This is a genomic window from Streptococcus oralis, assembly GCF_001588645.1.
Lineage (GTDB): Bacteria > Bacillota > Bacilli > Lactobacillales > Streptococcaceae > Streptococcus > Streptococcus oralis_AB.
The window spans coordinates 52,186-70,471 of the sequence record NZ_LAYF01000013.1; the positions used below are offsets into that span (position 1 = coordinate 52,186).

The following is an 18,286-nucleotide window of genomic DNA, read 5'->3' on the forward strand; positions in this document are numbered from 1 at the left end:
GGTATAATAAAAGAATGGCAAACAAGAATACTAGTAAAACAAGACGGAGACCGTCTAAAGCAGAACTCGAAAGAAAACAGGCTATCCAGAGGATGTTGATTTCCTTAGGAATTGCCTTATTGTTGATTATTGCAGCCCTTAAACTCGGTGCAGCAGGTATCACTCTTTACAATCTCATTCGACTGTTAGTCGGAAGTTTGGCCTATGTGGCTATAGGCGGCCTCCTCATCTATCTTTTTCTTTTTAAATGGATACGCAAGCAAGAGGGGCTTCTGTCAGGTTTTCTCTGTATCTTCGCTGGCTTGCTCTTGATTTTTGAGGCCTATCTTGTCTGGAAGTTTGGCTTGGAGCAGTCAGTTCTAAAAGGGACCTTGGCTCAAGTTATGACGGACCTGACTGGTATCCGGGTGACTAGCTTTGCTGGTGGAGGCCTGCTAGGTGTTGGACTCTATATCCCCATAGCCTTTCTTTTCTCCAATATCGGATCGTACTTTATTGGAGTTCTCTTGATTCTAGTTGGGGCTCTCTTGGTCAGTCCTTGGTCTATTTATGATGTTGCAGCCTTTATTGGAGCTCAGTTCAGATCCTTCATGGAAAAACAGGAACAGAGAAAACAGGAACGCTTCATCAAGAGAGAAGAAGAGAAGGCTCGTCAAGAAGCTGAAGAAGCAGCAAGAATCAAGAGAGAACAAGAAGAACAGGATGCACTACCGCTTCCTCCTGTAGATCCTGAAACTGGAGAAATCTTACCAGAAGTTCCAGACTATGATCTTCCACCAATTCCTGAAAAAGAATGGAGTGAACCCGAGATTATCCTCCCTCAATCTGATTTTGACGTTCCAGATGTGGAAGAAGATTTTGAGGATGAAGAGGTTCAGGTTGATTTTTCTACCAAGGAAGCCCTCGAATACAAGCTGCCAAGCTTGCAACTCTTTGCGCCAGATAAACCCAAAGACCAATCCAAGGAAAAGAGGATTGTTCGGGAAAATATCAAAATCCTAGAAGAAACCTTTGCCAGCTTTGGTATCAAGGTGACGGTGGAACGGGCTGAAATTGGGCCATCAGTTACCAAGTATGAAGTCAAGCCAGCAGTTGGTGTACGGGTTAACCGCATTTCCAATCTGGCAGACGACTTAGCGCTAGCTCTGGCGGCCAAGGATGTTCGGATAGAGGCTCCAATCCCTGGTAAATCCTTAGTCGGAATTGAGGTTCCTAACTCTGAGATTGCGACCGTTTCCTTCCGTGAACTCTGGGAACAGTCTCAAACTAAACCAGAAAATCTCCTCGAAATTCCTCTGGGTAAGGCTGTCAATGGAACTGCTCGCACCTTTGACCTTTCCAAGATGCCCCACCTACTCGTTGCAGGTTCGACGGGATCAGGGAAGTCAGTCGCAGTTAACGGTATTATCGCCAGCATTCTTATGAAAGCAAGACCCGACCAGGTCAAGTTTATGATGGTGGATCCAAAGATGGTTGAGTTATCGGTGTACAATGACATTCCTCACCTCTTGATTCCAGTTGTAACCAATCCACGCAAGGCCAGCAAGGCTCTGCAAAAGGTTGTGGATGAGATGGAAAACCGTTACGAACTCTTTGCTAAGGTTGGTGTGCGAAATATCGCTGGCTACAATGCCAAGGTCGAGGAATTTAATAGCCAATCTGAGTACAAACAAGTACCGCTGCCTTTGATTGTTGTCATTGTGGATGAGTTGGCAGACCTCATGATGGTGGCTAGCAAGGAAGTAGAAGATGCCATCATTCGTCTCGGACAGAAGGCGCGTGCTGCAGGGATTCACATGATTCTTGCAACGCAGCGCCCATCGGTTGATGTCATCTCTGGTCTCATCAAGGCCAATGTTCCATCCCGAGTGGCATTCGCAGTTTCATCGGGAACAGATTCACGAACCATCTTAGATGAGAATGGTGCAGAAAAATTGCTTGGTCGAGGAGACATGCTCTTTAAACCAATTGATGAAAATCACCCAGTCCGTCTGCAAGGATCCTTTATCTCAGATGATGATGTCGAACGCATCGTAAACTTCATCAAGGCTCAGGCTGATGCGGACTATGATGATAGCTTTGACCCAGGAGACGTTCCTGAAAATGAAGGAGATTTCTCTGACGGTGAAGCTGGCGGCGATCCGCTCTTTGAAGAAGCCAAGGCTCTGGTTATCGAGACTCAGAAAGCTAGTGCTTCTATGATTCAGCGTCGTTTGTCGGTTGGATTTAACCGTGCGACCCGCCTGATGGAAGAACTTGAAATGGCAGGTGTCATAGGCCCAGCTGAAGGAACCAAACCACGAAAAGTATTGCAACAATAAAAAAATAGCTTCTTTTCAAATCTGGAGGGAAGCTATTTTAGTGGTTACTGGTTTGTTTTAGTTTCAGAACTTGTCGTATTTGACTGTGTTCCGTTATCGCTTGTCTCTTTATTTGTAGCAGGTGTAGAAGAGTCCTGAGTTGTTGTTTTCTGTTCTTCTTTTTTCTCCTCTTTTTTATTGGATTGAGAAGTTTCTTCTTGCGTGGTATTTTCTTTAGTAGAAGTGTTGTCCTTGTTAGGAGTAGTATTTTCCTGAGGGGATTCTTTTTGAATTTCCTTGACAACAGTTGTTTGGGTTGTCGTCGGTTCTTTCTTGTTGTTTTTGTTATTATCCATAGCGTTCATGATGGTAATAGTAGCGGTGATTAGACCAAGAATACTACCGATGGTAGCAATCGTTTTTTGAAAGACAGTAAATCCCTTTTTGATGTGTTCTGTTTTTGGTTTTGAAGTTCTACGATAGTTAGACATGATACTCTCCTTTAATTATGATTTATTATACCTCATTTCTTTAAAAAAATCTTAAAAAAAGAGAAACCTCCCTTTCTTGTCGCAGGTCTCTTTTCGTGATACAATAGAAGGAGTGATTTTAGAAAGCGTGAGAAAACATGATCTACTTTGATAATTCGGCAACAACTAAGCCTTATCCCGAAGCACTAGAGACCTATACTCAGGTCGCTTCGAAAATTGTAGGAAATCCTTCTAGCCTCCATCGTTTGGGCGACCAGGCAACACGAATTTTAGATGCTTCCCGGCAGCAAATTGCAGATTTGATTGGGAAGAAGAGTGATGAAATCTTCTTTACCTCTGGTGGAACAGAAGGAGATAACTGGATCATCAAGGGCGTGGCCTTTGAAAAAGCCCAGTTTGGCAAGCACATCATTGTGTCAGCTATTGAGCATCCAGCAGTCAAGGAGTCAGCCCTCTGGCTGAAAAGTCAAGGTTTTGAGATAGATTTTGCTCCAGTTGATGAGAAAGGATTTGTGGATGTTGAAGCATTAGCAGATTTGATACGTCCTGATACGACTCTCGTCTCCATCATGGCAGTTAACAACGAAATTGGCTCTATCCAGCCTATTGAGGCTATTTCAGAACTCTTGGCAGATAAGCCGACCATTTCCTTCCATGTTGATGCGGTTCAGGCACTTGCTAAGATTCCGACTGAAAACTATCTGACAGATCGAGTGGATTTCGCGACCTTCTCAAGTCATAAGTTTCATGGTGTCAGAGGTGTTGGATTTGTCTATATCAAGTCTGGTAAGAGGATCATGCCTCTTTTAACTGGTGGTGGTCAGGAGCGAGACTATCGTTCGACAACTGAAAATGTGGCAGGGATTGCAGCAACAGCCAAAGCTCTCCGTTTATCTATGGAAAAGTTAGCTATCTTTGCTAGTAAGACAGGGCAGATGAAGGCAGTCATTCGTCAAGCTCTTCTGGATTATCCAGATATTTTTGTCTTTTCAGATGAGGAAGACTTTGCCCCTCATATCCTGACTTTTGGGATTAAGGGTGTTCGTGGTGAAGTCATCGTTCACGCCTTTGAAGACTATGATATTTTCATTTCCACAACCTCTGCTTGTTCGTCCAAGGCAGGAAAACCTGCGGGGACCTTGATTGCCATGGGAGTGGACAAAGATAAGGCCCAGTCAGCTGTGCGTCTAAGCCTAGACCTGGAAAATGATATGAGTCAAGTCGAGCAGTTTTTGACCAAGCTAAAATTAATTTACAATCAAACTAGAAAAGTAAGATAGGAGCATTTATGCAGTATTCAGAAATTATGATTCGTTACGGAGAATTGTCAACCAAGCACAAAAATCGTATGCGTTTCATTAATAAACTTCGTAATAATATTTCAGACGTTTTGTCTATCTATCCTCAAGTTAAGGTAACCGCAGATCGCGACCGTGCCCACGCTTACCTGAATGGAGCTGATTACACAGCAGTAGCAGAATCACTCAAACAAGTCTTTGGAATTCAAAATTTTTCTCCTGTGTATAAGATTGAAAAGTCAGTGGACGTTCTGAAGTCTGCTGTCCAAGAGATTATGAAGGAAATCTACAAGGAAGGCATGACCTTTAAAATCACTAGCAAGCGTAGCGATCACAACTTTGAATTGGATAGTCGTGAACTGAATCAAACTCTTGGTGGAGCTGTTTTCGAGGCTATTCCAAACGTGCAAGCTCAGATGAAAAATCCAGATATTAATCTTCAGGTTGAGATTCGTGAAGAGGCTGCCTATCTTTCCTATGAAACTTTTCGTGGAGCAGGAGGATTACCTGTGGGAAGTTCTGGTAAAGGTATGCTCATGTTGTCAGGAGGGATTGACTCACCTGTAGCAGGTTATCTAGCTCTTAAACGTGGGGTAGATATTGAAGCCGTCCACTTTGCTAGCCCGCCATACACAAGTCCTGGTGCCCTCAAGAAAGCCCACGATTTGACTCGGAAATTGACCAAGTTTGGTGGCAATATCCAGTTTATCGAGGTGCCTTTTACAGAGATTCAAGAGGAAATCAAGGCTAAAGCGCCAGAAGCCTACCTCATGACCTTGACCCGTCGTTTTATGATGCGCATTACCGACCGTATTCGAGAGGTGAGAAATGGTTTAGTTATCATCAATGGGGAAAGTCTTGGTCAAGTAGCCAGCCAGACCTTGGAAAGCATGCAGACTATCAACGCTGTGACCAGCACTCCAGTCATTCGTCCCGTGGTTACCATGGACAAGTTGGAAATCATTGACATCGCGCAGGAAATCGATACTTTTGAAATTTCAATCCAGCCTTTTGAGGACTGTTGTACTATTTTTGCGCCTGACCGTCCTAAGACCAATCCTAAGATAGAGAATGCTGAGCAGTATGAAAAACGCATGGATGTTGAAGGCTTGGTTGAGAGAGCCGTGGCAGGTATCATGATTACTGAAATCACTCCCCAGGTTGAAAAAGATGCTGTCGATGAGTTAATTGACAATCTCCTCTAATCAGAAAATCCAGAAGAATTCAGAAAAACAAATGAAAAAAGTTAGTTATTTATCCTTAAAATGGACAATTACTGACTTTTTTTCTATTTTTATGGTATAATAAGATAAAATTTTGAATATAGAGAGTTTTCTGACAATGAATCATTCCTACTTTTACTTAAAAATGAAAGAACATAAACTCAAGGTTCCTTATACTGGAAAAGAGCGTCGTGTGCGTGTTCTTCTGCCTAAGGACTACGAGAAAGACACAGACCGTTTTTACCCTGTTGTTTACTTTCATGATGGGCAAAATGTCTTTTACAGCAAGGAGTCTTATATCGGACACTCTTGGAAGATCATTCCGGCTATTAAACGAAATCCTGACATCAGTCGCATGATTGTCGTTGCCATAGATAATGACGGAATGGGGCGGATGAATGAGTATGCGGCTTGGAAGTTTCAAGAATCTCCTATCCCAGGCCAGCAGTTTGGCGGTAAGGGTGTGGAGTATGCCGAGTTTGTCATGGAGGTGGTCAAGCCTTTTATCGATGAAACCTACCGAACCAAAGCTGATCGCCAGCACACGGCTATGATTGGTTCGTCTCTAGGAGGCAATATTACCCAGTTTATCGGACTGGAATACCAAGACCGAATTGGTTGTCTAGGTGTCTTCTCATCTGCCAACTGGCTTCACCAAGAAGCCTTTAACCGCTATATCGAGCGCAAGAAATTGACGCCTGAACAGCGCATTTTCATCTATGTAGGAACAGAAGAAGCAGACGATACGGACAAGACCTTGATGGCTGGCAATATCAAGCAAGCCTATATCGACTCGTCGCTTCGCTATTACCGTGATTTGATTGCAGGTGGAGTAGGCTTGGATAATCTTGTCTTGAAAGTTCAGTCTGGTGCCATCCATAGTGAAATACCTTGGTCGGAAAATTTGCCAGACTGTCTCCGATTTTTTGCGGAGAAATGGTAAGTTAGGAAAGGAGAAAGCCAATGCATATTGAAAACCTCAGCCACTGGAGTGGCAATCTCAACCGTGAAATGTATCTCAACCGTTATGGACATGCTGGGATTCCAGTTGTTGTTTTTGCTTCATCTGGAGGTAGTCACAACGAATATTATGATTTTGGCATGATTGACGCCTGTGCTTCCTTTATCGAGGAAGGGCGCGTCCAGTTCTTTACGCTATCCAGTGTGGACAGTGAGAGCTGGTTGGCCACTTGGAAAAATGGTCATGACCAGGCGGAGATGCATCGTGCCTACGAACGCTATGTGATTGAGGAGGCCATTCCTTTTATCAAGCACAAGACAGGTTGGTTTGATGGCATGATGACGACTGGTTGCTCGATGGGGGCCTACCATGCACTCAATTTCTTTCTCCAGCATCCAGATGTCTTTACCAAGGTAATTGCCCTCAGTGGTGTTTACGACGCGCGTTTCTTTGTTGGCGATTACTACAATGATGATGCTATTTACCAAAACTCACCTGTAGATTATATCTGGAATCAAAACGACGGATGGTTTATCGATCGTTACCGTCAGGCAGAAATCGTCGTTTGTACGGGCCTTGGTGCCTGGGAACAAGACGGTCTACCATCCTTCTATAAGCTCAAAGAAGCCTTTGATCAGAAACAAATTCCAGCCTGGTTTGCAGAGTGGGGGCACGATGTCGCCCACGATTGGGAATGGTGGCGTAAACAAATGCCCTATTTTCTTGGACACCTGTATCTATAAAAGGAGTTGCCTATGAATTACCTTGTTATTTCTCCCTACTATCCGCAAAACTTCCAACAGTTTACTATTGAACTAGCTAGTAAAGGCATCACAGTATTGGGAATTGGTCAAGAACCCTATGAGCAACTGGATGAGCCTTTGCGCAATAGCTTGACCGAGTATTTCCGTGTAGACAATCTTGAGAACATAGACGAAGTCAAACGTGCAGCTGCCTTTCTATTTTATAAGCATGGCCCAATCGACCGTATCGAGTCCCACAATGAATACTGGCTTGAGCTGGACGCAACACTCAGAGAACAATTCAATGTCTTTGGTGCCAAACCGGAGGATCTCAAAAAGACCAAGTTTAAGTCTGAGATGAAGAAACTCTTCCAGAAGGCAGGCGTACCAGTTGTACCTGGAGCTGTTATCCATACGGAAGCAGATGTGGATAGAGCAGTTGAGACGATTGGTCTACCAATGATTGCCAAACCTGATAACGGAGTGGGAGCGGCAGCAACCTTTAAGCTTGAGACAGAAGAAGATGTAAATCACTTCAAGGAAGAATGGGACCATTCAACCGTTTATTTCTTTGAAAAATTTGTCACTTCTAGCGAAATCTGTACCTTTGACGGACTTGTGGACAAGGATGGTAATATCGTCTTTTCAACGACTTTTGACTACGCCCATACACCACTTGATCTCATGATTTATAAGATGGACAATTCCTACTATGTGCTTAAGGATATGGATCCCAAACTGCGCAAGTATGGCGAGGCCATCGTCAAAGAATTTGGAATGAGAGAACGCTTTTTCCATATCGAGTTTTTCCGTGACGGGGACGACTACATTACCATTGAGTACAATAACCGTCCTGCAGGTGGCTTTACCATTGATGTTTATAACTTTGCTCACTCTTTGGACCTCTATCGTGGCTATGCAGCTATTGTCGCAGGTGAAGAGTTCCCAGCATCAGAGTTTGAACCTCAATACTGTCTAGCTACATCACGTCGTGCCAATGCAAACTATGTCTATTCAGAAGAGGACCTTCTTGCTAAATACAGTCAGCAATTCAAGGTCAAAAAAATCATGCCAGCAGCTTTTGCAGAGCTACAAGGGGATTACCTTTATATGCTGACAACTCCAAGCCGTCAAGAGATGGAGCAGATGATTGCAGACTTTGGTCAACGTCAAGACTAATGAAAAGGATGAGGGGAGTTTGACTCCTTTTGTCCTTTTCTTAAAGATAAGTTAAATAAAGCGTTTTCCATAGATTCTTTTAGAAAAGATATTGCTAAAAGGCCTAAAAATTGATAGAATAAGGATTGTCTAAAAAAATTTAAGGAGAATCTATCAAATGGATTTTACATGGGCTATTAAATATGCCACAGAATTCTTGGGAACTGCTATTTTGATCATTCTTGGTAATGGTGCAGTTGCTAACGTTGAACTTAAAGGTACGAAAGGTCACCAAAGTGGCTGGCTCGTTATCGCGGTTGGTTATGGTATGGGGGTTATGATCCCAGCCTTGATGTTTGGTAACGTATCTGGTAACCACATTAACCCAGCTTTCACTCTTGGACTTGCTGTTAGTGGACTTTTTTCTTGGGAGCAAGTACCATATTACATCCTAGCACAAGTTTTGGGAGCAATCTTCGGTCAAGCTTTGGTTGTAGCGACTCACCGTCCTTACTACTTGAAGACAGAGAACCCTAACAATATCTTGGGTACCTTCTCAACAATTTCAAGCATTGACCACGGTACAAAAGAATCACGTTTTGCAGCTACTGTTAACGGCTTCCTCAATGAGTTTGTAGGTTCATTTGTTCTTTTCTTTGCAGCACTTGGTTTGACTAAAAACTTCTTTGGTGCTGAGGTTCTTCAATACATGAAACAAATGGCTACTCAAGCTGGACAAACTGTTGATTTAAGTGAATTGGCAGTGAAAGCTCAAGTAGCTCCACATACAGCTGCTGGGATCTCAGTTGCGCACTTGGCACTTGGTTTCCTAGTAATGGCCTTGGTAACTTCACTTGGTGGACCTACTGGACCTGGTTTGAACCCAGCTCGTGACTTTGGACCACGTCTTCTTCACGAACTCCTTCCAAAATCAGTTCTTGGTCAACACAAGGGTGATTCAAAATGGTGGTATGCATGGGTTCCAGTTGTAGCTCCAATTGCAGCGGGTATTGCAGCAGTAGCACTATTCAAACTACTTTACCTATAAGAAATGAAACTGGGGAATCCCAGTTTTTTTCTTGTAAAATTTCTAAATAAAATAGATATGGCTTGTAAAATATTCGAAAATCCTTTAAAATAAAAGAGTTGGAGGAATATATGAAGGTGAATGAGATTGTTCGGATCGTTCCGACTTTGAAAGTTAATAATCGAAAATTAAATGAAAAATTTTACATTGAAACCCTGGGGATGAAACCTTTGCTGGAAGAGTCTGCCTTTATTTCTCTAGGTGATCAGACAGCTACGGAGAGATTGATTTTAGAAGAGTCTCCAAGCATGCGAACACGCAAAGTTGAAGGACTTAAGAAGCTAGCTAGACTCTTGATAAAGGTTGAGAATCCTTCTGAAATTGAAGCTCTTCTTTCTCAGATGAAGTCTCTTCCTCGTCTATTTAAAGGAAACCGTGGGTATGCTTTTGAGATTGTTTCTCCTGAAGAGGATGTGATCCTTGTTCATGCAGAAGATGATATAAGAGATTTGGTTCCACTGGAAACTGTTCCTGAATTTTATTCAAATACAGGTATAAAATACGTGAGCCAATTTGAGGTTTCTATGGAGTTTCGTTTGCCTGAGGAGACAGAGAGCTTACTTGATCCTGAAGGAGTAGCGCCAGTAATTACCTTTACGAAAGGGCAAGGACCAGATTTGGTTGTTGAAAACAATGTCACTTGGGACCTGACGATGTTAAAATTTTTAGTCAAGAATTTTGATTTAACCAGTCTTCGTCAGAAATTTGAAAAGACAGGCTACTTTGTCCCTAAGTCTGAAAAATTCTTCCTTGGTAAAGATACCAATAACATTGAATTGTGGTTTGAAGAAGCATGAAGTGGGAAAAAATTCTAAGAAAAATAGAAAATCAAATCGAGGCAGGGATTTATCCCGGGGCCTCTTTTGCGTATTATAAGGATGGTGAATGGAAAGAGTCTTATCTAGGATTGAGTGATCCAGAAAGAGACTTGAAGACAGAAAGTGGTTTGGTTTATGATCTAGCCAGTGTGAGTAAGGTAGTGGGAGTGGGGACGGTTTTTACCTTCTTGTGGCAGCAGGGCAAATTAGATATTGATCGACCGGTGACGGATTTTTTACCGGAGTGTGATTATCCTGATATCACTATACGGCAACTTTTGACCCATGCTACAGATTTAGACCCCTTTATTCCAAATCGGGACCTCTTGACTGCCCCTGAATTAAAAGAAGCCATGTTTCACCTCAATAGACGAAGTCAGCCAGCCTTCCTATACTCGGACGTTCACTTTTTACTTTTGGGCTTTCTTTTGGAAAAAATCTTTAATCAAGACTTGGATCAGATTATAGAAGAACAAGTTTTGGAAGCATGGGGGATGAAGGAGACCAAGTTCGGTCCCGTTGAGCAAGCTGTACCAACAGTGAGAGGGGTGGAGGCCGGAAACATTCACGATCCCAAAGCCCGTCTATTAGGGAAACACGCAGGAAGTGCTGGTTTGTTTTCGACTGTTAAGGATTTGCAGATCTTTCTGGAACATTATTTGAAAGATGATTTTGCAGCAGAATTGAGCCGAAATTTTTCTCCTTTAGATGATAAGGAGCGGTCTCTATCATGGAATCTGGAAGGAGCTTGGCTCGACCATACGGGTTATACAGGTACCTTCATTATGTGGAATCGAGAGAAGCAGGAGGCGGCTATCTTTTTATCCAATCGAACGTATGAGAAGGATGAGCGTGCCCAGTGGATAGTCGATCGAAACCAAGTGATGGAAATGATTCGTCAAGAGGAGTAGGAAGAAGTATGTCAAAAACCGTAAAAGGAACTCTGTATACAGTAGTGGCGGGGATTGCTTGGGGCTTGTCTGGAACCAGTGGCCAATACCTGATGGCACACGGGATTTCTGCTTTAGTCTTGACCAATTTGCGACTTATCATTGCAGGCTTGGCACTGGTGTTCTTATCCTACGTGACTGCAAAGAATAAACTCTATGCTTTTATAAAAGACAGAAAAAGTCTGCTATCTCTGTTGCTATTTGCAGTGTTCGGACTTTTCTTAAACCAGTTTGCCTATCTTTCTGCCATTCAGGAGACCAATGCTGGAACAGCGACAGTTCTCCAGTATGTGTGCCCCGTTGGGATCTTGGTTTATACCTGTATGAAAGATAGGGTAGCACCGACACTGGCTGAGATTATTTCGATTGGATTGGCTATAGGAGGAACTTTTCTGATTGCGACGCACGGGAAAGTTGACCAGTTATCTGTCACACCCCTAGGTCTGTTCTGGGGCCTCTTTTCAGCCTTGACCTATGCCCTCTATATCATCCTTCCTATTGCTTTGATTAAGAAGTGGGGCAGTATTTTGGTGATTGGTGTTGGGATGGTTATTTCTGGTGTAGTGGCTATTCCTTTCACAGGAGTCTTACAGGCCAGCATACCAACCAGCTTAGATTTTCTCTTTGCATTTGCTGGGATTATCATCATCGGAACGGTTTTTGCCTATACAGCTTTCCTAAAAGGAGCTAGTCTGATAGGCCCTGTTAAGTCTAGTTTATTAGCTTCCATAGAACCAATTTCTGCCGTTTTCTTTGCCTTTCTGATTATGAAGGAACAGTTTTATGCGATTGATTTTGTCGGTATGGCTATGATTTTACTAGCCGTGACCATTATTTCTTTGAAAGATTTACTGTTGGAAATAAAGAGTAAGTAATTAAAAAATCCACTCAATCGAGTGGATTTTGTGTATATAGATGATTAGTCTTTGTTTTCGTGTGGCAAGATCAAGTTCAAGATGATTCCTGTCATGGCTGATAAAGCAGTACCTGAAAGTGTAACTGGCCCAAGTTTGAGGATGGCTCCCCCAAGTCCAAGTACTAACATGGCACTAGCAATGATGAGGTTACGCATTTGACTGAAGTCAACGCGTTCCTTAATCAAAACTTTCAAACCGTTGCTGGCGATAACTCCGTAGAGAAGGATGGACATGCCACCAAGCACAGCATTTGGAATGGTTGAAATCAAGGCAGTAAATTTCCCTAGGAAGCTAAGAGCAATGGCGATGAAGGCCGCGTTACGGATAACGGAGACAGAAGCGATACGAGTCATCCCGATAACCCCTGTATTTTCTCCGTAGGTCGTATTAGCTGGTCCACCGAGGAAGGCTGATACAGATGTCGCGATACCATCACCAAGAAGCGTACGGTGAAGTCCTGGTTCTTTCAGGAATTGACGGCCACAGATTTGGCTTAAAACTGTGTGGTCTCCGATGTGTTCTGAAATGGTTACAATAGCGATTGGCAAGATGGCGATTGTTTCAGGACCGAAGTACAAGTTGTACTCTTTAAAGGTTCCACCTGTACTAAATGGCAAGTAAAAACCAGGAATTTCAAACCAGTTGGCTTGAAGGACTGGGGTAAAGTCAACCAAACCAAGCATCATAGCGAAGATGTACCCACCGATGATGGCAAAGAGGAAAGGAATGATACGAAGGAAACCTTTTCCTTTTGTATTGATAAAGGCAGCAATCAAGAACGTCACGACAGCTACAAGAGCGTTTTTCCAGTTTCCGTCTGCCACAAGTCCAGCATTCGTTACAGCAGAACCAGCAAGACCAAGACCGATAACGATAATCATAGGTCCGATAATGATTGGGGGCAAGAGTTTGTCAATCCATTTCGTACCTGCAAAACGAACACTTGCTGCTACAAGGACATAGACCAAACCAGTCAAGATGACCCCAGTTTGAGCAGCAGATACATCGCCTCCCATTTCTTTCATGGCTAGAGACATAGCTGTGATAAAGGCGAATGAAGAACCTAGATAAACTGGAACCTTAAAGCCAGTAGAAATCATGTAGATAAGTGTTCCAATACCGGAAGCAAAGAGAGCAACCGATACGGGCATTCCCAAAATTAAGGGAACGAGAATGGTTGCACCAAACATGGCAAACACGTGCTGGAAGCTTAGAAGAATTCCTTTACCAGCAGAAGGACGTTGATCAACGTCTAGTAACAAGTCAACAGTTGATTCCTGTTTCATAAAAACCTCACTTTTGGGCACCAAAAAAGAGCCCATTATTTTGCAGCAATAGGCCCTCAGAGTAAGACTTTTTAAAAAATAGCTATCTTTTAAAAATTTATATAAATCTGCGCCTTCGTCACCTCACAGGATGACATTAAAAACCTTTGCTTAGGATAGTATAGCAGAAAAAATTCGTTTTGTAAACGAATTTTTCCCGATCCCGGAAATGCGAGAGCGAGGTCCGTTTTGTAAACGAATTTTCCCCGAGCCTAGAAATGTGAGAGCGAAGTTGATTTTGTAAATGGTTTTCTGAATTTTAAACAAGGGGGCACCATTGTTTAAAGTGGGCGTTTGTTGGGCATGCCAGCCTTTCTTGGGTACTTGTTAGGTGTTTCCTTTTTCTTTGCGACGACAGTGATGTAGCGCGGATCTCCATTTGGCAGGGCATAGCTGAGGTTGTCCTCTACCTTGCTAAAGAGGAGGTTGAGAGCGTTCTTGGCTTCTAGCAATTCCTCAGGAGCATTGCTGGCCTTGAGTGCCAATAGTTTGCCGCTAACTTTAAGATAGGGAATGGTCAGCTCAGACAAGATCTGCATACGGGCAACCGCACGAGCTGTCACCACATCAAACTGGGCACGGAAGTTCTTGTCTTGGGCAAAGTCTTCTGCCCGTCCATGGTAGAAGTGAACACCATCCAAATCCAACTCCTGAGCTAAAAGCTGAAGGAAGTTAATGCGCTTATTGAGCGAATCAATGATGGTCACCTCCAACTGAGGATAGAGAATTTTCATGGGCAGACTAGGAAATCCTGCCCCAGCCCCGATATCAAGAAGTTTGATAGTTTCATTTGAAATCAAGCCTTGCAGGATGGGTGCAATCGAATCATAAAAATGTTTGAGATAAACTTCTTCCTTGTCTGTAATAGCGGTCAGGTTAATCTTTTCATTCCACTCGACCAAGAGCTCAAAATACCGTTCAAATTGGTTCTTTTGCTGGTCAGTAAGTGGAAGATTTTGCTCAGCTAGTAGGCTGTAAAATGTTTCTGGTTTCATAGTAGTTTCCTTCTCTAGTATCATCTTATTTTACCATATTCGTTAAAATTTTGATATACTGGTAGTAATCTAAAAGCAGAAAGGAATAAGATTATGACTTGGATTATTCTTGGAGTTTTGGCTCTGATTGTTATTTTTGTGATTGTTAGCTATAACGGTTTGGTTAAAAATCGTATGCAGACCAAGGAGGCTTGGAGCCAGATAGATGTTCAGTTGAAGCGTCGTAATGATCTCCTCCCAAACTTGATTGAAACAGTCAAAGGCTATGCGAAATATGAAGGTTCTACCTTGGAAAAAGTAACAGAACTTCGTAGACAAGTAGCTGCAGCAACTTCACCGGCAGAAGCTATGAAGGCCAGTGATGCCCTTACCCGCCAGATTTCTGGTATCTTTGCAGTAGCAGAGAATTACCCAGACTTGAAAGCTAGTGCTAACTTTATCAAATTGCAAGAAGAGTTGACCAATACAGAAAATAAAATTTCTTACTCTCGCCAACTCTACAACAGTGTTGTCAGCAACTACAATGTAAAACTTGAAAGTTTCCCAAGCAACATCATCGCAGGACTATTTGGCTTTAAAGCTGCAGACTTCCTTCAAACACCTGAAGAGGAAAAGGCAGTTCCTAAAGTTGACTTTAGCGGTTTAGGTGGCTAAGATGTTGTTTGATCAAATTGCGAGCAATAAACGAAAAACCTGGATTTTGTTGCTGGTTTTCTTCCTACTCTTGGCCTTGGTTGGTTATGCGGTTGGCTATCTCTTTATGCGTTCAGGTCTTGGTGGCGTGATTATTGCCTTGATTATTGGTCTTATCTACGCTCTGACCATGATCTTTCAATCGACAGAGATTGTCATGTCTATGAATGGGGCGCGTGAGGTTGATGAGCAAACAGCACCAGACCTCTACCATGTAGTAGAAGATATGGCCATGGTCGCTCAGATTCCCATGCCGCGTGTTTTCATCATTGAGGATTCTTCTTTAAATGCCTTTGCAACAGGTTCAAACCCGCAGAATGCAGCAGTCGCAGCAACATCGGGTCTTCTGGCAATCATGAATCGCGAGGAGCTAGAAGCTGTTATGGGGCATGAGGTCAGTCATATCCGAAACTACGATATCCGCATTTCGACCATTGCTGTTGCCCTTGCCAGTGCCATTACCCTTCTGTCTAGTATGGCAGGACGGATGATGTGGTGGGGTGGCGCAGGTCGCAGACGGAGTGATAATGATCGCGATGGAAATGGTTTGGAGATTATCATGCTTGTTATCTCTCTCTTAGCCATTGTTCTAGCACCTCTCGCAGCAACCTTGGTGCAATTAGCCATTTCCCGTCAGAGGGAATTTCTGGCGGATGCATCCAGTGTGGAGCTGACTCGTAATCCTCAAGGGATGATCAATGCCTTGCGTAAGTTGGAAAATAGTGAGCCGATGCATCACCATGTTGACGATGCCAGTAGCGCTCTTTATATCAATGATCCCAAGAAAGGTGGCGGACTCCAAAAACTATTTTACACCCACCCACCTATCTCAGAACGAATTGAGCGTTTGAAACATATGTAGAAAAAATGGCTCTTTGTCAACTGTAGTGGGTTGAAGAAAAGCTAAAATAAGCTCCATAATATCCATAGGGGATTTACCCACTACAAATATTATAGAGCCGAAAAATATTTGAAGCAGGTGGATAGAAGAAATCACCTGCTTTTTTCTCGTCTTTTGAAAATGATGGACATTTTGAGGATAGTATAGTTGATGAGGGTTTTGATGTAGATAAAAACGTTCAGACACAGAGGATGATTGAGGCAGTGCGAGATGCACTATCAAAATTAAATGAAGAAGAAAGAGAAATCATTGATAGACTTTATTTCAATGATGAAACTATTCGTTTGGTAGCTGAAATGAAAAAAATATCTCATCCAGCTCTCATAAAGAGAAGAAATAAGATATTGGAAAAGCTAAGAGAGTTGCTGAAAGAATTTAGATAGTAATGAGAAGAAGCGGGAAAAAAATTTTTGTCTGCTTCTTTTTAGATATTGCAATGTTTTAACTGTTATGCTATAATAATAACAGTTAAAACACAAATAACAGTAGGGGGTTGATGATGAATATACAGATAAATAATTCCAGTGATGAACCAATATATCTGCAAATAAAAAATCAAATTAAAGCACAAATCATTTCTGGAGATTTGAAAGTGGGAGAACAACTACCTTCGATAAGATTCTTAGCGAAAGAAATAAGAGTAAGTATGTTAACTGCAAAAAGAGCTTTTGATGAATTAGAGTTAGACGGGTTTATAAATTCGGTACAAGGAAAAGGTAATTTTGTTGCAGCACAAAATAAAGAACTAATTCGAGAAGAATACTTAAAGAAAATTGAATCGAAGCTTCAAGAAGTAGTTGAACTTTCAGAAATTGCAGATGTATCCAGTGATGAATTGATAAAAATGTTAAAGAGTTATGTGGAGGGTGAATATGAGTAAATATGCTATTGAAATTAAAGATTTAGTAAAAACATTTGACAGTTTTAAACTAGGACCGGTAAATCTTACTATTCCGAAAGGAACAATAGTTGGATATATCGGACAGAATGGAGCTGGTAAAAGTACAACTATAAAATTGTTACTTGGGCTTTTAAGAAAAGACTCTGGCGATATAAGACTTTTAGATGAGGAAAATCCTAATAGTGTTGAACTGAAAGATAAACTTGGAGTGGTATTTGATGATTTGTTAGTGCCGGAAGAAATGACATTAATCGATGTTGAAAAGTTTTGTCATAGAGTTTATTCAAAATGGGATAAAAAGCAGTTTTATGGATTCGTTGAAAAATTCAATTTACCACATAAAAAGATGATTAAAAACTATTCTCGTGGTATGAAAATGAAACTTTCAATGGCTGTTGCTTTATCTCACAATGCTGAACTTTTGATTTTAGATGAAGCAACAAGTGGGCTTGACCCAATTGTAAGAGAGGAAATCTTGGATTTGTTATTAGATTTTATGCAAGATGAAAATCATACAATTCTTATTTCTTCCCATATTTTATCTGACTTAGAAAAAGTGGCAGATTACATTGCTTTTATTCACAATGGAAAAATCTTATTTATGGAAACAAAAGATGAGTTAAAAGAAAACTACGGTATATGTACTTTATCCAATGAAGAAGTAAATAACATTGATGAAGAAGCCATTGTAGGAAGAAGAATACATTCTTTTGGGCAAGAGTTACTTGTTAAAAAGAGTCTTGTACCTGATGGTATCAAGTTACAAAAACCGTCAATTGAGGATATTATGATTTACTTTGTGAAAGGAGTGAGACAATAATGACATCATTAATTTTGAAAGATATAGCAACTTTAAAAAAGACATTATTATTAACGGTTACTATCAGTATTGCACTGGCTGTATATGGAATTTATGAAAATGAATTGTTTATGGTTCCGTTAATATGTGTAATGATTCCGCTCATACTTACTGCAATCGCCTTTGGCTATGATACAAAATCAAATTTCGAACAGTTTGCATTTTCGATGCCAATAAAAAAGAGCAGTTATGTGTTGAGCAAGTTTTTCTTTGCATTTGCCTTTGGTTTGGTTGGTTCAATCTGCATTTTTGTACTGTTGATGACAAAAAATCAAATGTCATTGGATAATATAGTGTTTATTGCTTTAATTACATTAGCTGCTAGTATACTTATGTCTGCCATTCAATTACCATTTATTCTTAAATATGGTGCTGAAAAGGGTAGACTCATTATGGTAATCACTTATTTCTTAATATTTGCTTTATCAACACTGTTAAAAGAAAAGTCAAATTTTCTTGCAGAACTAATGGAGATTTTTAGTAAGAATTCTATATCAATGATTTGCTTAGGAATTTTAGTTGTAAGCATATTAATCATAGGGCTTGCAGTAAAATTGTCCGTTATGATTATGGAGAAAAAAGAATACTAGTTATAAATTATTTAATTTGTAGTTAAGTGGCAGAGATGGAAAAACAATTTTTTCCTTAATTGTCAAGTCAAGTGCA

The 18,286-nt window shown here is 41.4% G+C and carries 18 protein-coding genes and 1 pseudogene; 16 read left to right on the top strand and 3 right to left on the bottom strand.

The genetic code is table 11. The annotated features are described in order from the left end of the window. Window positions 1-14: 14 nt before the first annotated feature. Complete coding sequence (locus A0739_RS07675) at window positions 15-2,321, top strand: DNA translocase FtsK (RefSeq protein ID WP_082243836.1); 2,307 nt, start codon at window positions 15-17, stop codon at window positions 2,319-2,321. 44 nt (window positions 2,322-2,365) lie between these two features. Here A0739_RS07675 and A0739_RS07680 read toward each other — a convergent pair whose 3' ends face one another. Beyond that, complete coding sequence (locus tag A0739_RS07680; RefSeq protein ID WP_061587582.1) at window positions 2,366-2,791, bottom strand: DUF6556 family protein; 426 nt, start codon at window positions 2,789-2,791, stop codon at window positions 2,366-2,368. Window positions 2,792-2,928: 137 nt separating this feature from the next. On the opposite strand from A0739_RS07680, the gene A0739_RS07685 reads away from it, so the two are divergent. The 9 genes from A0739_RS07685 (at window position 2,929) to A0739_RS07725 (ending at window position 11,904) form a co-directional block, all read left to right on the top strand. Then, window positions 2,929-4,071 carry a cysteine desulfurase family protein gene (locus tag A0739_RS07685; RefSeq protein WP_061587583.1) on the top strand — a complete coding sequence of 381 codons (1,143 nt, stop codon included), beginning with the start codon at window positions 2,929-2,931 and terminating at the stop codon, window positions 4,069-4,071. An 8-nt stretch (window positions 4,072-4,079) separates the two neighbouring features. Then, the gene (thiI, locus tag A0739_RS07690) at window positions 4,080-5,294 is read left to right on the top strand and encodes a tRNA uracil 4-sulfurtransferase ThiI (RefSeq protein WP_049479076.1); all 1,215 of its coding nucleotides are present in this window, start codon (window positions 4,080-4,082) and stop codon (window positions 5,292-5,294) included. Between the two features lie 136 nt (window positions 5,295-5,430). Continuing rightward, window positions 5,431-6,255 carry an alpha/beta hydrolase gene (locus A0739_RS07695; protein ID WP_001016819.1) on the top strand — a complete coding sequence of 275 codons (825 nt, stop codon included), beginning with the start codon at window positions 5,431-5,433 and terminating at the stop codon, window positions 6,253-6,255. A 20-nt stretch (window positions 6,256-6,275) separates the two neighbouring features. Beyond that, the gene (locus tag A0739_RS07700; RefSeq protein ID WP_000546816.1) at window positions 6,276-7,016 is read left to right on the top strand and encodes an esterase family protein; all 741 of its coding nucleotides are present in this window, start codon (window positions 6,276-6,278) and stop codon (window positions 7,014-7,016) included. Between the two features lie 12 nt (window positions 7,017-7,028). After that, window positions 7,029-8,195 carry an ATP-grasp domain-containing protein gene (locus A0739_RS07705; protein WP_061587584.1) on the top strand — a complete coding sequence of 389 codons (1,167 nt, stop codon included), beginning with the start codon at window positions 7,029-7,031 and terminating at the stop codon, window positions 8,193-8,195. A 157-nt stretch (window positions 8,196-8,352) separates the two neighbouring features. After that, a complete protein-coding gene (gene gla, locus A0739_RS07710; RefSeq protein ID WP_000348117.1) occupies window positions 8,353-9,222 on the top strand; it encodes an aquaglyceroporin Gla in 870 nt (289 codons plus the stop codon). Between the two features lie 110 nt (window positions 9,223-9,332). Further along, window positions 9,333-10,058 (top strand): CppA N-terminal domain-containing protein, encoded by a 726-nt coding sequence (locus A0739_RS07715; RefSeq protein ID WP_061587585.1) that lies wholly within the window; start codon window positions 9,333-9,335, stop codon window positions 10,056-10,058. Further along, entirely contained in the window at window positions 10,055-10,990 is a 936-nt protein-coding gene (locus A0739_RS07720; RefSeq protein ID WP_061587586.1) for a serine hydrolase domain-containing protein, read from the top strand. The genes A0739_RS07715 and A0739_RS07720 overlap by 4 nt, the downstream gene beginning before the upstream one ends. Before the next feature lie 8 nt (window positions 10,991-10,998). Next, window positions 10,999-11,904, top strand: a complete 906-nt coding sequence (locus tag A0739_RS07725; RefSeq protein ID WP_000048000.1) for a DMT family transporter — start codon at window positions 10,999-11,001, stop codon at window positions 11,902-11,904. Window positions 11,905-11,948: 44 nt separating this feature from the next. Here the strand turns inward: A0739_RS07725 and A0739_RS07730 are convergent, their stop codons facing one another. Continuing rightward, window positions 11,949-13,232 carry a uracil-xanthine permease family protein gene (locus A0739_RS07730; protein ID WP_061587587.1) on the bottom strand — a complete coding sequence of 428 codons (1,284 nt, stop codon included), beginning with the start codon at window positions 13,230-13,232 and terminating at the stop codon, window positions 11,949-11,951. A gap of 320 nt (window positions 13,233-13,552) precedes the next feature. Beyond that, window positions 13,553-14,266: a 16S rRNA (guanine(527)-N(7))-methyltransferase RsmG gene (gene rsmG, locus A0739_RS07735; protein WP_061587588.1), complete on the bottom strand. Its 714-nt coding sequence runs from the start codon at window positions 14,264-14,266 to the stop codon at window positions 13,553-13,555. 93 nt (window positions 14,267-14,359) lie between these two features. Here rsmG and A0739_RS07740 point away from each other — a divergent pair, with 93 nt between their 5' ends. The 6 genes and pseudogenes from A0739_RS07740 (at window position 14,360) to A0739_RS07765 (ending at window position 18,210) form a co-directional block, all read left to right on the top strand. Further along, window positions 14,360-14,920 (top strand): LemA family protein, encoded by a 561-nt coding sequence (locus A0739_RS07740; RefSeq protein WP_061587589.1) that lies wholly within the window; start codon window positions 14,360-14,362, stop codon window positions 14,918-14,920. 1 nt (window position 14,921) lies between these two features. Beyond that, window positions 14,922-15,821 carry a zinc metalloprotease HtpX gene (gene htpX / locus A0739_RS07745; RefSeq protein ID WP_061587590.1) on the top strand — a complete coding sequence of 300 codons (900 nt, stop codon included), beginning with the start codon at window positions 14,922-14,924 and terminating at the stop codon, window positions 15,819-15,821. A gap of 60 nt (window positions 15,822-15,881) precedes the next feature. After that, a pseudogene (locus tag A0739_RS07750) lies at window positions 15,882-16,243 on the top strand (RNA polymerase sigma factor). A 116-nt stretch (window positions 16,244-16,359) separates the two neighbouring features. After that, the gene (locus tag A0739_RS07755; RefSeq protein ID WP_001025497.1) at window positions 16,360-16,740 is read left to right on the top strand and encodes a GntR family transcriptional regulator; all 381 of its coding nucleotides are present in this window, start codon (window positions 16,360-16,362) and stop codon (window positions 16,738-16,740) included. Next, window positions 16,733-17,581, top strand: a complete 849-nt coding sequence (locus A0739_RS07760) for an ABC transporter ATP-binding protein (protein ID WP_000049613.1) — start codon at window positions 16,733-16,735, stop codon at window positions 17,579-17,581. Before A0739_RS07755 ends, A0739_RS07760 begins: the two co-directional genes overlap by 8 nt. Beyond that, window positions 17,581-18,210 (top strand): ABC-2 transporter permease, encoded by a 630-nt coding sequence (locus A0739_RS07765; protein ID WP_000202415.1) that lies wholly within the window; start codon window positions 17,581-17,583, stop codon window positions 18,208-18,210. The genes A0739_RS07760 and A0739_RS07765 overlap by 1 nt, the downstream gene beginning before the upstream one ends. Window positions 18,211-18,286: the final 76 nt, after the last annotated feature.